The sequence below is a fragment of the bacterium genome (assembly GCA_041648665.1).
In the GTDB taxonomy this organism is placed as follows: Bacteria; UBA10199; UBA10199; order 2-02-FULL-44-16; family JAAZCA01; genus JAFGMW01.
Genome location: JBAZOP010000028.1, coordinates 1 through 14,722 on the forward strand (window position 1 = coordinate 1; position 14,722 = coordinate 14,722).

A 14,722-nucleotide genomic window follows, 5' to 3' on the forward strand; every position below is an offset into this window, starting at 1 on the left:
CGGAGGCTTGGCTCGAGAACAGGAGCTGGCTCCGGATTGAGCGGGAGATTCTGGCCTGGGCCGTCCGGCACTACGGCTCTATCCGAGCCGCAGCCCGGGCACTCCAGCTGCCTCGCTCGACCCTCGCTGGGCGCGCTAGCAAGCTCGAGATTAGGGCAAGCGGTCTCGCACGAGGCGCCGACATCCCGCACATCGGCCACAACCCCAACCAGGAGTAGACCCATGACACCATGTGTGATTGTCGTCCAGTTCCTCGACGGTACCGTTGATGTTGTGGGGCCCTTCCAGAACGACCAGGAGGCCCATGAATGGCGGCGCATGCATCCGGCCATTCCTCGCGGCTTGTGCAACGTGCAGCCGATCGAGGATCCGGCCAGCTACAGCTGGCCGAGGAGACGTCGGCGGCGGCGCACCGTCCGTCTGATCATCACCCCCTGATGATCGTCTCGCTCTCACATCCAGTCCATCAACCGCAACCTCAACCAGGAGTGAAGACCATGGGACTCTGCGTGATCATCGTCCGTCTCTTCGGCACGAACTGCGACGTCGTCGGGCCTTTCGACAACGACGAGGAAGCCTACGACTGGGTGCGCAAGCACCCGAGCGTCACTCGCGGCAACTGGGACCTGGAGCCCATCCGGGATCCGGCCCGCTACCGCAGGCCACGGCGTTCTCGTCGCCGGCGCGCCATCCGCCTCGTCACCCCCAGGTGACGTCGGCAGCGCGACGAGCACGGCCTTCAAGCCGGAGCTCGTCGGAAAGGAGAACCACCACCTATGAGTGAATGGGTCAACTTCGCGGAGATCCGCACTCGGGTTTCGCTCGAGGACGTGATCTTCCGCTTCTACAAGATCGACACGCTGAAGCGTGTCGGCAACAAGCTCACCGGACCCTGTCCGGTCCATGGCGGCGACTCGCCCACGGCGTTTCGCGCCGACCTGGACAAGAACGTCTGGTACTGCTTCACCAAGTGCCGCAAGGGCGGCAACCAAATCGACTTCGTCGCGGCCAAGGAGAACATCACGGTCCGCGACGCGGCCCTCAAGCTCCAGGCGTTCTTCCTCGGCAACGGGCCGGACAAGACCAGCACCGGGCCGCCGTCAAGCGGCAGCACGCCCCCAGCGCCACCCTCGCCCGTTCCTGCGTCACCGCCCGCCACACCCACCACCAAGCCCACCGACGAACTTCCTCCTCAAGAGAACCCGCCACTGAACATGACGTTGGACCTCAAGTCCGACCACCCGCACTTGATCGAAGAGCGCAAGCTCAAGCTCGAAACCACCCAGCTCTTCGGGGTCGGCTACTGCAGCCGCGGCATCATGCGCGGCACCATCGCCATCCCGATCCACGACGACGAGGGCCATCTGGTGGCCTATGCCGGCAGACGGCTCAAGCCCGTCGACATCAGAGAGTTCGGCAAGTACAAGTTCCCGAAGGGCTTCCGCAAGGATCTCGTGCTCTATAACCTGCATCGGGCGAGGGAGAACGCATCCGAGAGTGGCATCATCCTCGTGGAGGGCTTCTTCTCGGTGCTCAAGCTCCATGAGGCCGGGCTTCCGAACACGGTCGCGGCTATGGGCTGCGACTTATCCGAGGCCCAGGCCCGGCTCCTCGCTGACGTCAAGGAGGTGATCATCATCTTCGACGGCAACGAGGCCGGCAGAAACGGCGCGCAGGCAGCCAGGAAGAGGCTCGAGGAGCTCAACGTTCCGGTCCGCCTCGTGCACCTGCCTGACGACATGGAACCCGATGACCTGCCGCCGAAAGGACTGCGCTGGCTGGTCAACGGCATGATCGGCCTGGACCTGGCCGAGGTGAGCTTCACCCTGCGCCAGCCGAAAGGAGGTGAGAGCCCCAAGACCTGATCGACCACGCATCCATCTGCACCACGTTCCCCGCCCGTCCCTCCAGTAGCATCACCCCCATCACCGAATGAAAGGACAAGCACATGAGCAAGAGCGAGAGGCTGAACGTGTACGCGCTCGTTGAGCGCGAGGAGAAGAAAACCATCTGGCTGCGCGTCGGCACGGCCTTCGTCAACAAGGATGACAGCATCAACGTCTACCTCGACGCCGTGCCCCTCGGCGGCAAGCTCCAGATCCGGCGTCCGTCGGACAACAACAAGGACGCGGACTCCGAGCAGTAGTCCGGCCGATGGCAGGGAAGCCGTCCAAGAATCAGGATGAGCGCACATCCGTGCTGCTCATCGACGCGCTCGCGCGCATCTGGTCCAAGATCCGCGAGCAGCACCCGGACGTTCCGGGAGTCGTCCTTCTGGCCGCGCCCGCGGCCAGAGAGACCGTCAATGCCCTTGGCTACTTCGCCGCCCTGCGGTGGAGCGCCAAGAGGAAAGGAGGATCGCACCTTCACGAAGTGGCCGTGGTGGCCGAGCACCTGAACCGTCCGGTCGAAGAGATCGTGGAGACGCTGCTTCACGAAGCAGCGCACTCCCTGAACTTCGAGCTGGGCATCAAGGACTGCTCGGCCTCCCATTACCACAACCAGCGCTTCCGTGATGCGGCCCTGCGCCTCGGACTCGAGGTCACGCAGGTCAGGCACTACGGCTACGCGCTCACCAAGCTGCCGACAGAGACGGCGGCCATCTACAAGGAGGAGATCGAGTCGCTCACCGAGGTTCTTGTGCATAGACGGCGGATGACGCCGTCTGCCGCAGGACCGAAGCCGCCACATGGCGGAGAGGAGAGCAACGACGAGGACAACAACAACCTGCCACGCTCACGAAACCTGAAGGCCGTATGCGCTTGCGGGTTCATCATCCGCGCGAGCAGGAGCACACTCGAGAATACGGTAATTCGCTGCGACAGTTGCGGAGAGCCGTTCGAGGAAAACTAACCAAGAGAGCCGACCGAAAGGAAGGCTCTCTTTTTCATGTCAGGACACCACTTTTTGCGACGCCCGATCCGAATCACGCAGCGTAGCTGAATGCGGCCGCGCGGATCGCAGGGGGGTCACGGGTGGCGTGCATTGCCGGACCCCAAGTCGTCATGATTCGTGCACGCAACTTCGTCATCGACGATGGGGTGTGGTTGCGTGCATCCATAGGCATACTCGGGACACAGGCAGCCGCAGTCTATGCAGTCGCCCGGCCTCGACTCCACAACGCCCACGGCGGGACTCAAGCAGATGGAGCACACTGCGCCTATGAACCAGTGCCCCAACTCACAGCGACCGATGCTCGACATTCCTCTTCTCCAAGTCATCACAACCGGAGCAGTGTATGTACTTGGGACAGGACTCCAGTCGACACCCTATACTTGTACCACACAAACCGAGAACTACCCGTTCTGTGTGAATGAAACGCGAACCCTTGACGAGGACAGACACGCGCCCGGACGCGCCACTGAGTGCTGCCTGCACGGCATCTAGCGCATCCGCTGCGGAGGCGGCCACCTCGCAATTGCCAACACTTAGACCGCCCTGGGCGGCGCCCTCTATCATGGCTGACGCTCCTTCACCTATCGCGATAAGATGCGTCGCGTGCTCCGCCGTCACTCGCCCAACGTGTTCGTGGCACTCGCGCGAGAACGAACCGAGTTCCCGCATTGTACCAAGTACTGCAATGCGCGTGGGTGTGTCGAGGAGGCCAAGGGTTCGGAGCGCTGCCTCCACAGCGTCAGGGCTGGCGTTGTACGAATCGTCCAATATCTGCAGATACGGACTCACAATCCGGAGGTCCATTCGTCCCTTGGTCACCGAAACGGTGGCAAGTCTCTCCGCGATTACATCAAGGTTGATCCCACATCCAGCCGCCGCCGCGCTTGCCAAGAGACAGCTGCCCAGGAGGTGTTCGCCTAGGAGAGGGAAATGGAATGGGACGTCCTGCCCTCCATAGGACAGGATGCCATTCGATCCGTGCTCACCGGACACGACGGCCAAGGCCCGAAAGTCATTTGACTTGCCCCGGCCGGAGCAAACCACGCGATGACCCCGGGCTCGCACCGCGGAAACCCGCGAAAGTAGCCTCAAGTCATCGCCGTTGAGCACCACGATACCGTCTGGGGAAAGAGACTCAACGATCTCCATTTTTGCTTTTAGAGTCTCATCGAGCGATCCGAAGTGCTCGATATGGGCATACCCAATTGCGGTCAACAGCGCCATGTTAGGCTTGAGAATCGCGCAGAGCGATGCAATTTCGCCACTGTGGTTCGCACCCACCTCCGCCACCAGGTGGGTCTGGTCTGGGCCAAGACTGAGAATCGTTAGTGGCACTCCATACTGGTTGTTGAAGCTACGTTTACTACAATGCACCTTGCAACCGGATTCAAGGATATGAGCAAGAATGCTCTTGGTAGTCGTCTTGCCAACGCTTCCAGTCACAGCTACCACGTAAGGAGCGTACCTGGTCCTCACATGCTGCGCAGTCTGCGCCAATGCGCGCACTGTGTCTGGCACCATGACAATCGTTCTATCATGAAAATCAGAATGGACAGCCCTGCTAATGATGGCACCGCCAGCTCCGACGTTGAACGCTTGGTTCACGAAATCGTGGCCATCCCGCGAGGCGCCTTGAACGGCGAAGAAGAACTCGCCTTTCCCAACGTTTCGACTATCAATAGACGCTGCTGGGATGATGGGGGATGTGGCTCCCTGTTGGATCACCTTGCTCCCCGAAACCGCTTTCAGTATGTCGTCGACAACGAACACGTCACCCTCGCACTGGGACCCGGCCCGGGACGATTGGTTCCCTCACCTACTTGCCACGATCCCAAAAGCTCATGAAGGCACCACTGAAGCATGCGTCGAAAACACTAATGGGAATGGTGCGCTGAGGCCAATTGTACTCGACCACCGATGATGGATGATTGACGATGAACCCATTCGGGCTCTTCTCTTCGCCTGTAAAGCCTAGCACGACTACCAGGTGTCCGCCACGAGGGCGACTCATCGCCGGGCCTCGGTCAAAACACACTGTCACGGAAGCGATGCATGGTCGGTCTGCGGACAGCTCCCTTGCTAGCTTCGCGCTCGTTGAGCGCTGGAACGATTTGCCCTCGATTCCTAGCTCATGCGCGAGTCGCACTAGACCTGCGTGTACCCAACCTCGTTCGCAGTATGCGTGAGTCTCCAGCCCACGCCGAACGAGATCCGCGTAGTTGGGCCCTAGAAACTCGTGTCTGGCAGTTCGGAAACCATCAACTACCATTCGCAAACAGGCTATTCCACAGCCTCGTTCTTGCCAGATCAGCGCGTCCTCCGGCGACTCAAAACCGTCGCGATGGTAGCCTTCCGAGGCAACGCGCTGGCTGTAGAACGGGATTGGTACGCTGACCTGTGTCTCATTGCACATAGTGGAGCTTGTTCACAACTTAGGTAGTGTAGCATGACTCTTTGAGAAGGCGCTTGAGAGAATACTACTTATGAGTTCATGATAGCACATTCCCCCAGCAGCGGCAACGGCAGGGAGATTGCCCTGACGGCTAAGCCCGGGAACAGTGTTTGCTTCTATTACCCATGGCAATTGGCCACTCTCCAACATGAAATCGACTCGCAGCGGACCATGACAACCGAGGAGGACATAGACGCGCCGGGCGTACTCCTCGGCGGCCTCATATGCCGCGGCAGGCACTTGCGCCGGGACCACGTATTCAGCTGCCGCGGGCGTGTGCTTCGTTGCGTAATCATACACGGGGCCTGGATGTCGTATTTCCATGACCGGAAATGCATGCGGTGCGCCGTAGGTTCCGACGAGTCCGACCGTTAGGAAGGTCCCCCTGATGTATTGTTCTACGAAGAGTTCCCTGAATTGCGGCCGAATCTCAGAGATAGCACTCGCGAGCGTCGCCACATCACTGGCTACGGCGACGCCTAGACTGCCGCCACCGTCCACCGGCTTGAGAATGACTGGAGGGTTGAGTACGCGAAGCACTCGCTCAGCCTCAGATGCGGGACTGCCGGTTCCCAGTGAGACGAAAGGAGGCGTGGGCAGCCCCGCTCCCTGAAGCATCCTCTTGAAGAGCACTTTGTGCATGCCCACGGCGTTCGCTGCCACGCCGGAGCCTGTGTAGGGAATTCCAAGTATATCAAGGAGACCTTGCACTCGACCGTCCTCTCCGAAGCGACCATGCAACGCGATGAACACACAGTCTAGTTCCACCAAGGCCTGCAGGAGACTAGGGCATTCACCGACTGACAGGGCCACAGGAATGTGTCCGAGTTCCGTCAAGGCCTGGGCTACCGCCTGGCCAGACCGGAGGGAACCCTCTCGCTCCTCAGATGGACCATCGAGAAGAACGCCGACTCTCATCCTCGCTCCTCCTCCGACATGGGATGGACATGGGCGTCTCCCAGAATGAGCAGAATTAGGTGGGAGTAGTCGATTCCTGCCGCGATTGCAGCTCGGGCTACATGGTCATCTTGGGTGAGGGTTGGTGAGCTGTTGATTTCGAGGCAATAGTGTTCGCAAGCAGAGAGCCGGGGCACACGAAAATCGATTCGCGTTGCTCCGCCGCAGCCCAAGTGTCGATGAACGGCCACTGCCGAGTCTCTTAGACGCGCTAGTTCATCCTCGGGCAGGCGAGCTGGTACGAAACGCAGGACCCTTTCAGGTGTGAGCTTCGTCGCGTAGTCGTATATAGGACTGTCCATTAGCTCCAATTCTACCGGGGGCAGAGCGAACGCCCCATCACCCCTTCCAACAACTGGCACAGTTAATTCCATTCCAGGAATGTACTCTTCCACCATGAGGTCCGGAAAGCGTCCGCGAATGGCTTCGACCGCGTGCGCGAGATCACTGCCGTCATGACAGAGCGACACCCCCACCCCTTGGCCTTCCGTGCGAGGCTTCAGCACGACCGGTGACCCTAGAAAAGCAATCGCCTCCAGTGACCAGGACAAGGAGGCACACGGCGGAACGCCCAAATCACGAGGAGAGCGTACTCCAACTTGGGCGAAGAACCTCTTCGAGAGAGTCTTGTCACGACAGATCGCCGCAGCCGATCTGCCGGTGCCGGTGTAAGGTACACCAACAATCTCGAGTCTGGTTCGAGCGTCCAGGATGTGCGTGATGCCGTCGAGTTGTTGAGTGTAGAACGGGTCGACGATGAAGCAGCGATCTACTGTGCGGGAATCAAGGCCGTTGAGACAACCTGGGTCCACCAGGTCGAGGACTGATGGGAGGAACCCCAAACCGGAAAGATGCCTGATGATTGTCGCGGCGGCTTGAAGAGTGTCTGACCGCTCATAAGGAAGGCCACCAGCGATGATGCCTACCCTTGGTCCCACCCCGAGGTCATGCGAAGTCGGCATGGTGGCATTCCCCAGGATGCATGCCACAACCACAACTCGTCAAGCGTGTTGAGGTGTCAGCCGATGCGAGGGAGAGTTGGTTCCTCGTTGTCGCCGTGAGAAAAGAGACGCTCGCCTGCTAGAATCGACCGCTGTGGGGGCTGCAGTACTCCCCACATCACGCGAGCGGCCAATTCTCATCCAGCCAGCGTCCTGGACGGTGGTGCCACGACTTTCAAGCAAGCGAGGGTGAATTTGTCGTGGCTGAGAATTCCGCGTGTAATTCCAATTACATGCTATTATGTGATTGACACGGGCAAGCGAGCGCGTAAGCTCGGAGCCGTGATTCCAATTCCTCCCCTGGATATGAATGTACTGGTCCGGTCCTTCGAGGGCTACCTGCGCGTCGAGCGCGGCCGTAGTCCGATAACCATCAAGAGATACCTCTCGGTGCTCTCCAAATTCGTAGCCTTCATTGGCGCGGACAACTCGGACCTGGTTCTTGAGAAGGTGGTCAAGGCCGACCTGGTCAAGTTCCTGCGGCAGTCAGCCGGCGACGGCAGTGATCCGTCGCGCACGACTTGGAATCTGGCTCTCGCTTCCCTGCGCTCGTTCTACGAGTACCTGTTCAAGACGGAGGTCATCAACGTGAACCCGGCGATGCGTATCGACCGGCTCAAGACGAATCTTCGAGAGCCGACTCCTCTATCTCTGGACGAGTACCTTGCCCTGGTCGAAGCAGCAGAGCAGCTATCAGCCAAACCTGTGCGTTCGCGGAACGCGGCCATCATCCACGTTCTGTTTCACTCCTCGCTCCGCGTACGCGAGGTCTGCTCGCTCAACCTCGACCACCTGGACTTTGACAATCGATGGTTTTCAAACATCAGGACTAAGGGAAGCAAGTGGCTGTCGCTTCCCTTCAGCGACCTGGTATCGGCCGCCCTTGAGCGCTACCTCGACGATCGCCCTCATCTGGCGGCCAACAAAAAAATCGGCGAGCCCGAGCTCGCCCTGTTCCTTTCCACCAGAGGCACCCGCCTCTCGATCCGCGCCATCGAGGAGATGGTCACAAACTGCGCTCAGCAGGCGGGGATCGCCCGTTCGGTCGGTCCCCACCTCGTCCGTCACTCCGGTGCAACCGGCATGTCCGAACTGGGCACGCCACTATCCGTTGTTCAGGAAATCCTCGGCCACGCGTCAGTATCGACGACCCGTCGCTATGTCCATGTCCGCGACGTTGCCAGGAGAAACGCGGTTGATTCCCTCGGGAAGGAGGTCACGAAGCGTCTCCGTGACCGAACTCGCAGGCTGTCTCGTCGTTCCGTCAACACGCCCGAAGCTGGAATCGACAACCAGTAGCAAGCGAGCGGATAGGATATCGGTGGACAGGCATCATGGCTTCCGATAGCATCGCAGCAATCCACCAGGAGGCCTGACCAGAATGGCGCGTCCACGCAAGGGTGATTTCAAGGCCGAGCTTCGACCAATCGTTGAAGACTTCGTCGAGCGCATCGCGCAGATGATGCAGACTCGCGCTCGTGATGAGATGAGGGGCAAGCTCGAGGTTCTTCTCGAGGGGACTCCGCCCATCGCGGGCAAGGCGACCAGGGGACGCCGGGGCGCCCGCCGCGCCAAGCCCTGTCGCGTTCCCGACTGCGGCAAGCCCAGCAAGGGCCCTCGCTTCAACTTCTTCTGCGCGGACCACTGGGAACTCCCAGCCGAAGAGAAGGCCAAGATCGCGGCCGCGGACAAGGCCGCCAAGAAGGCCGCCAAGGCTTCCGGTCGGACTGGCGGTGAGCATACCGGCGCTGGCGAAGGCGCAGCAGCGAATGGCACCAAGCCGGCTCCCAAGCGTGCCGCGGCGAGGAAGGCCGGCAACGCGAAGAAACGGCGCAAGGCAGCCAAATCCTAGATCGGCCGACTGCGTGTAATTGGAATTGTCCGCAATAGTTAATGGCTGTGGATAAACCCATAGTGCATTGCGTACCTATAAGACAAGGAGGAAACGACAACGCATGGCCTACGGCTCAATCCAGACTCGTCCTCACTCGCGGCAATGTCGTCTTCGAAAGGGGAAACAGTCATGAGGGTGTGTAGCGCTGCTGTGTTGTTAATGGTTCTCTCAGGGGCAGGCGTCGGGTGCGGGCTGATGGGCGACGGCTCGAAGAGCTCGACAACGCCCACCGCAAGTTCGGCCAAGCCGGCCTCTCTCGATGCGTACCAGGTGGCACCCTACAAGAAGCTCGGCAGTGAGTCGTTCGTCGACGAGTACAAGGGGAAGTACATCCGCTTCAAAGCCATGTTCATCGGCGAGTGGACAATCGTCACCACGTACAAGCAGGGCGGGATCGACACCGACGGCCGCGTCTTCGTAAACCACCGCGACGTCGACTACCAGACGACGGCCACTGGCCTCGGACCGAGCGATTCCGAGTTTCCCCCCTTCGTCCTCTCCGTGCCGAAGAACGCCAGCGACTTCGTCTACGCCGCGAAGCGCGGGGACCTCTTCGAGGTCTGGGGGAGGGCAGAGGAGGCCAACCTTCCGGGGAAGCACGGTTTGCACGTCCTCGTGGACAAGATCCAGAAGCCGTAGCGCGAAGACGCAAGTCAGAATCCAGTGGTGCGAGCCACACGGGTCCAGTCCTGTCTTCTCCCCAGGGCTGCGTTGTCGTCTCCGACGGAGCCGGGTGCTGTTCCCAGGCGCCGCAACGCTCCGACAGAATCCGACTCTGTCTCTGTGGACGCTGACGATCCCGTGGAACCGGAGCAATCTTGATCCCTTACCACTTTGGGATCGACAGCGCCGCGCTTCCATGATCTCGTGATCATCAGCGACCTTCGTGTCGCGCGCCCCGGGGGCAGTCGATGGCGATGGATCCGTGGCAGCCAACCCGACCCACGACGTCCGAAGTTCGCGACCTCCTCGTGCTGGATGACGACGAGGCGATTATGCGTGCCTTGCGGCGCTTGCTCGGCGCACGCTACGCCGTGCGTTGTGCCGCCTCGGCGGACGAGGCGCGAGAGCTCATGTCGGCTCGCGTTCCCAAGGTCCTGCTCAGCGACTACGAGTTGGCCGAGGGTACCGCTGCTGACTTCCTGCGCGAGGTGAAGGCACGGTGGCCCGAGGTCCGTTGCATTCTGCACTCGGCCTCACGCGCGGAGGCCTGGACCGAACGGCTGGACGACGGCATCCTCGAGGCCGTCGTGACGAAGCCAGCGACCGCCGCGGAGATCCTGGACCGGATCGAATCGCAGCGCCGCTGACGCCACCGACGGGCGGCAACCCAGCCTGACCACGTTGGCTGACGAATAGCGTGCATCTTCTGGTCCTTGCGAGACACTGCACACATGCTCTCTGTGGGGGCTCGTTCGCGAGTCCCCGGCCGCCGGCCGTTCCTGCCCCTCCTGGGATCGGTCGGCGTTTTTTTTCTCGGACTCCCCCTCGGTCCAGGTGTGCGCGGCGACATCCTAAAATCGCAGTTCGCGAGCTCGCTCCGCGTGATGGCCTCACGCACGAGGCCCGGTTGACTCAACCCCACGATCCTGCTTGCCCTCGTCTTATGACCCCGCGTAGCATCGAAGTAGGCTCCACGGAGCCTGGTCGCCGGCCAGCTCGCCCCCCCAGGCCGGCCGGCGGCCGATGTTCTTCTCGCAAGGGCGGATCGCTCTCCTATGAGGGCGCGCTGCTTCTGCGATAACGGGCATCGTTCAGGCTAATGCGTTGGCTACTGCCGCACCTTGCCGGTCGGTCACGGCAACTGGCACCGAGTGTAGGGCTCAACCTTCCGCGCCAACCCGCCGATGGCCTCTGTGAGGGTAAGCCCGAAGGGTAGAGGTATAGTCCTTCCACGCGGTTTCATCGGCGGAGGACCCAAAGAGGAAGGCCCGGCGCCAACCGCCGAACCCCTGGGGGACGGCGTGCACGCCAGTTGGTGCACGCTGCCCCGCAACCTGAAGGAGAGGGGCGACATGGCCTGGGTCACGGAGTTCGATCTCAATGGCAAGCCAGTTGTCATCTACATCGCTCGCCCGGCCGTTCCGAGCGACCCGGATATGGTCGAGTACTCTGATCCCCAGACGGGCACGACGAAGAGCTTCAACGCTGGCATCCTGACCTGGCGGGAGTTCAGCGGATCATGCCCCGACGGAGCAGCGCTTGCGCGCGTGGTTGGCGACTGGGCGGTCACCCACGTCTGATCACCGCGCGCCGGCGCGACGCCGTCACTTGCCACGCTCACTTCCAGCGTCCAGGACTTCACGCACCTTCTGCGTCAGCGCCACGGCCGTGAACGGCTTGGCGACCAAGTGCGTGCCGGGCTCAAGCACACCGTGATGGGCGATGGCGTCGTCGGTGTAGCCCGATACGTAGATCACTTTGAGTTCGGGGCGAAGCCTGGCCAGATGCTCGGCCAGATCGTGGCCGCCCATCTGCGGCATCACGACATCGGTCACCAGGAGGTCGACCTCGCGACCGTGGCGCTCCATCAGGCCTACGGCCTCCTGGCCGTTCGCGGCTGTCAACACGCGGTAGCCAGCTCCCACCAGGATCCGCTCGGCGACGCGCCGGACAGCATCGTCGTCCTCGGCCAGGAGGATCGTCTCGCTCCCCCGGGCGACTTCGGATACCTGCCCGCGGCGAGCCTGGGTGGCGGCAGCATCAAGCCGGGGAAGGTATATCTTGAAGCATGTGCCCTGGCCTGGTTCGCTGTAGACCCAGATGTACCCGCCGATCTGCTTCACGACTCCGTAGACCGTGGCGAGCCCGAGGCCCGTGCCCCTGCCTACCATCTTCGTGGTGAAGAACGGCTCGAAGATATGTTCGCGGACGGTCGCTTCCATACCGGATCCCGTGTCGGTCACAGCCAGTAACACGTAGCGCCCCGGCTGCGCTCCGAGGTGCTCTGCGACGTATTCTTCGTCGAGTTCGACGTTGGCGGTTTCTACGATCAACGTCCCTCCGTTGGGCATGGCGTCACGGGCGTTGACCACCAGGTTCATGATGACCTGCTCCATCTGCCCGGCATCCGCCGAGACGCTCCCCAGCTGCTCGGCGAGCTTGATCACAAAGTGGATGTCCTCGCGCAGCAGCCGGCGCAACATCCCAGCAAGATCACCGACGACTTGGTTGAGGCTCAGGACTTGCGGCGCAATGACCTGCTTGCGGCTGAAGGCCAGGAGCTGGCGGGTCAGCGCTGCCGCGCGCTCACCGGCCTGTTTGACCTCCTCGAGGTCAGCCCGGACCGGGTCGGATGCGGGTAGGGCATCGAGTGCGAACCCGGAGTAGCTGATGATGACGGACAGCAGGTTGTTGAAGTCGTGGGCCACGCCTCCGGCCAGTCTGCCCACCGCCTCCATCTGCTGTGACTGGCGGAACTGGTCCTCAAGCAGCCGGCGCTCGGTTACGTCGATCATCGTCCCGTCAATGAGGTCGCCTGACCGGCTGAGGTTCTCAATGACCCAGATGGTCTTGCCATCCTTGCGGCGGTAACTCTGCTCGTGGTTGAGGAGGTGACCCTCGCGCAATAGGCGTTCGTGGGCCGCGTCGCTCTCCTCGCTGGGTTCGAGAAGCGTCGAGACCGGAGTGCCCAGCGCCTCCGCTCTCGAGGCGTAGCCGAAGATCCGCGCGCAGGCCTCGTTGCAGTCAACGACCCGGCCATCCGCGGTCAACCGAAAGACGCCGGCGAGATTGCGTTCGAACAGCAGTCGGTAGCGTTCTTCGCTCTCGCGCAACGCTCGCTCCGCGACCTCGCGCGCGGCGCGGGTGCGAAGGGCAACGAGGCCGAAGGCAATGTCATCGGCCAGCTCCTGGAGCAACTCGGTTTCGGCGGCGTCGAACGCGCCCGGGTCGCGTTCCAGCACGCCGAGCACACCCAGCGTATTCCCGTCGGCGCGCAACGGCACCGCCACGGCGGACGCGAACCCCACACGCAGGAGTTCATCCCGCCACGGCGCCAGGTCGGCGTCGCCGACGTGCGCCCTGGTTACTTGCACCGCGCTGGCGCGGAGGGCCAGCGCTACGGGCGTCAACAGACCTTCGCCCACCGGCGCCTGACCGAGGAGCCCCCGGCCGTTGCCGTGGCGGGCAGCCAACCGGGGCACGGCAGGCTCACGACCATCGCTAAGCTCAACCCAGACGAACCGGTCAATACCGTCTTCCCCGATGAACCGGCACACCTCGCTGAGCAACGTTAGCTCGTCGCTTGCTCGGGCCAACGCCTCGTTGCAGCGGGTCATGACCGTTAGCGCGCGCGTCCTTCGCCGCAACTCCTCAGTCCGTTCGCGCACGCGTTCTTCCAGTTCGTCGCGCGCCCGGCGGATCTCCGCCTCCATGCGCTTTCGATCGGTGACGTCTTCGAGCAGGCCGAGCGCTCCGGCGATCTCACCGTCGGCACCAAGTAGCGGCACCGTGCGGAGAGACACCGCTGCGTCGCCAGCGGCAGACGGCAAGCGGTACGGCCCGTCGTACGAGCACGGCTCGCCGGACAGCGTCTCGCGCAAGGCCGGCACCGGGCGCGGGTCGGGGAGCGACGATAGGTCGTAGCCGGTGAGCCGTTCTTGACCGCCACCCATGATGACCTCGAACGGGCGGTTGCAGTCGGTGATTCGGAGGTCGCGGTCATAGTGGACTACGCCGACCGGCACGCGCTGAAACAGCATCCGGTACCGTTCCTCACTGTCGTGAAGCGCCGTTGCCCGTCGCTCCGCGACGCGACGAAACGCCGCCGCCATGCCTAGCAGGATGGCGACGAAGACGACCTTGGCCAGCGCCGCCTCAATGAAGCGCTCGCCGGCGGCGCCCCGGACCTGGACGTGTGGCTCCGCGATCACGGCCGCTACTACCAGCAGCGGAATCGCCACCCCCCAGACCCTGGCCTCCTGTCGGCGGCCGAGGAGGACCATCGCGAAGCCGACGAGCGACAGCCACCAGATGGTCGAAGTCATGCCGTAGGCGATCGGGAGCAGCAGCGCCAGCGTCGCCACCAGTGCAGTCCCCTGGGCGGCCCCCGAAGATCGCGCCTGCGGGCTACTCCGATACCAGAAGTAGAGCGCGGCGATGGCCACGACCCCTGCGGCATTGCCCCACCACGGCGTCAACCTCCCGGTCTGCAGGGTCACGAGGAGCCGCATGACGGCGAAGATCAGACACGCGAGCCCGACAGCCGTCAGACCGATGAGGACGAGGCTGTTCCGATCACCGACCACGTCCGAGTCCACGCCGACCTGCGGTGTGGGAGCATTGCTGCCGACGTTCACGGTACGACCCTCCCCGGCGGCGACGTGGAGCGGGATCCCTAGTGCCCGAATCCAGACCGCGCTGACTGTCGCTGCGAGACGAGACTATCGCCGTCAGAGGCAGTGTCAACAATCTGGCGCCGTCAGCGACAACGCGGAGAACTGCACGGCGAGTTCGGCTGCCTGTGCCTCCGACTCGTTCGAGCCGAACACGACGATCTACCGCACGGTGGCTTTTCCGAGG

15 protein-coding genes are annotated in these 14,722 nt (G+C 62.3%); 11 read left to right on the forward strand and 4 right to left on the reverse strand.

Going from position 1 to position 14,722, the window contains the following annotated elements:
- The 6 genes from WC683_10335 to WC683_10360 form a co-directional block, all read left to right on the forward strand.
- Nucleotides 1-218, forward strand: a 218-nt coding sequence (locus WC683_10335) for a hypothetical protein (GenBank protein MFA4973003.1), incomplete at its 5' end; no start/stop codon positions are given.
- Between the two features lie 4 nt (nucleotides 219-222).
- The gene (locus WC683_10340) at nucleotides 223-438 is read left to right on the forward strand and encodes a hypothetical protein (protein MFA4973004.1); all 216 of its coding nucleotides are present in this window, start codon (nucleotides 223-225) and stop codon (nucleotides 436-438) included.
- A complete protein-coding gene (locus WC683_10345) occupies nucleotides 438-713 on the forward strand; it encodes a hypothetical protein (GenBank protein MFA4973005.1) in 276 nt (91 codons plus the stop codon). The genes WC683_10340 and WC683_10345 overlap by 1 nt, the downstream gene beginning before the upstream one ends.
- Before the next feature lie 63 nt (nucleotides 714-776).
- Nucleotides 777-1,865 (forward strand): toprim domain-containing protein, encoded by a 1,089-nt coding sequence (locus WC683_10350; GenBank protein MFA4973006.1) that lies wholly within the window; start codon nucleotides 777-779, stop codon nucleotides 1,863-1,865.
- Between the two features lie 83 nt (nucleotides 1,866-1,948).
- Complete coding sequence (locus tag WC683_10355) at nucleotides 1,949-2,146, forward strand: hypothetical protein (GenBank protein MFA4973007.1); 198 nt, start codon at nucleotides 1,949-1,951, stop codon at nucleotides 2,144-2,146.
- A gap of 8 nt (nucleotides 2,147-2,154) precedes the next feature.
- Entirely contained in the window at nucleotides 2,155-2,853 is a 699-nt protein-coding gene (locus WC683_10360; protein ID MFA4973008.1) for a hypothetical protein, read from the forward strand.
- A gap of 116 nt (nucleotides 2,854-2,969) precedes the next feature.
- On the opposite strand, the gene WC683_10365 is transcribed toward WC683_10360, so the two are convergent.
- The 3 genes from WC683_10365 to WC683_10375 form a co-directional block, all read right to left on the reverse strand.
- On the reverse strand, nucleotides 2,970-3,203 hold the full coding sequence (locus tag WC683_10365) for a hypothetical protein (protein ID MFA4973009.1): 234 nt from the start codon (nucleotides 3,201-3,203) through the stop codon (nucleotides 2,970-2,972).
- On the reverse strand, nucleotides 3,181-4,665 hold the full coding sequence (gene murF / locus WC683_10370; protein MFA4973010.1) for a UDP-N-acetylmuramoyl-tripeptide--D-alanyl-D-alanine ligase: 1,485 nt from the start codon (nucleotides 4,663-4,665) through the stop codon (nucleotides 3,181-3,183). The genes WC683_10365 and murF overlap by 23 nt, the downstream gene beginning before the upstream one ends.
- Before the next feature lie 655 nt (nucleotides 4,666-5,320).
- Complete coding sequence (locus WC683_10375) at nucleotides 5,321-6,265, reverse strand: D-alanine--D-alanine ligase (GenBank protein MFA4973011.1); 945 nt, start codon at nucleotides 6,263-6,265, stop codon at nucleotides 5,321-5,323.
- Nucleotides 6,266-7,587: 1,322 nt separating this feature from the next.
- Between WC683_10375 and WC683_10380 the strand changes: the two genes are divergently transcribed.
- From WC683_10380 to WC683_10400, 5 genes are all read left to right on the forward strand, one after another.
- Nucleotides 7,588-8,604, forward strand: coding sequence for a tyrosine-type recombinase/integrase (locus WC683_10380; GenBank protein MFA4973012.1), 1,017 nt, complete (start codon nucleotides 7,588-7,590; stop codon nucleotides 8,602-8,604).
- A gap of 82 nt (nucleotides 8,605-8,686) precedes the next feature.
- Nucleotides 8,687-9,157 carry a hypothetical protein gene (locus WC683_10385; protein MFA4973013.1) on the forward strand — a complete coding sequence of 157 codons (471 nt, stop codon included), beginning with the start codon at nucleotides 8,687-8,689 and terminating at the stop codon, nucleotides 9,155-9,157.
- A gap of 192 nt (nucleotides 9,158-9,349) precedes the next feature.
- Nucleotides 9,350-9,838 (forward strand): hypothetical protein, encoded by a 489-nt coding sequence (locus WC683_10390; protein MFA4973014.1) that lies wholly within the window; start codon nucleotides 9,350-9,352, stop codon nucleotides 9,836-9,838.
- A 272-nt stretch (nucleotides 9,839-10,110) separates the two neighbouring features.
- Nucleotides 10,111-10,509, forward strand: a complete 399-nt coding sequence (locus WC683_10395) for a response regulator (GenBank protein MFA4973015.1) — start codon at nucleotides 10,111-10,113, stop codon at nucleotides 10,507-10,509.
- Nucleotides 10,510-11,163: 654 nt separating this feature from the next.
- Nucleotides 11,164-11,442, forward strand: coding sequence for a hypothetical protein (locus tag WC683_10400; GenBank protein ID MFA4973016.1), 279 nt, complete (start codon nucleotides 11,164-11,166; stop codon nucleotides 11,440-11,442).
- 24 nt (nucleotides 11,443-11,466) lie between these two features.
- On the opposite strand, the gene WC683_10405 is transcribed toward WC683_10400, so the two are convergent.
- Complete coding sequence (locus tag WC683_10405) at nucleotides 11,467-14,499, reverse strand: PAS domain S-box protein (GenBank protein MFA4973017.1); 3,033 nt, start codon at nucleotides 14,497-14,499, stop codon at nucleotides 11,467-11,469.
- Nucleotides 14,500-14,722: the final 223 nt, after the last annotated feature.

Excerpts from the sequence above, each read along its gene's own strand:
- WC683_10340 (MFA4973004.1), top strand. The coding sequence starts at position 223 with ATGACACCATGTGTGATTGTCGTCCAGTTCCTCGACGGTACCGTTGAT.
- WC683_10345 (MFA4973005.1), top strand. The coding sequence starts at position 438 with ATGATCGTCTCGCTCTCACATCCAGTCCATCAACCGCAACCTCAACCA.
- WC683_10350 (MFA4973006.1), top strand. The coding sequence starts at position 777 with ATGAGTGAATGGGTCAACTTCGCGGAGATCCGCACTCGGGTTTCGCTC.
- WC683_10355 (MFA4973007.1), top strand. The coding sequence starts at position 1,949 with ATGAGCAAGAGCGAGAGGCTGAACGTGTACGCGCTCGTTGAGCGCGAG.
- WC683_10360 (MFA4973008.1), top strand. The coding sequence starts at position 2,155 with ATGGCAGGGAAGCCGTCCAAGAATCAGGATGAGCGCACATCCGTGCTG.
- WC683_10365 (MFA4973009.1), bottom strand. The coding sequence starts at position 3,203 with ATGTCGAGCATCGGTCGCTGTGAGTTGGGGCACTGGTTCATAGGCGCA.
- WC683_10375 (MFA4973011.1), bottom strand. The coding sequence starts at position 6,265 with ATGAGAGTCGGCGTTCTTCTCGATGGTCCATCTGAGGAGCGAGAGGGT.
- WC683_10385 (MFA4973013.1), top strand. The coding sequence starts at position 8,687 with ATGGCGCGTCCACGCAAGGGTGATTTCAAGGCCGAGCTTCGACCAATC.
- WC683_10395 (MFA4973015.1), top strand. The coding sequence starts at position 10,111 with ATGGCGATGGATCCGTGGCAGCCAACCCGACCCACGACGTCCGAAGTT.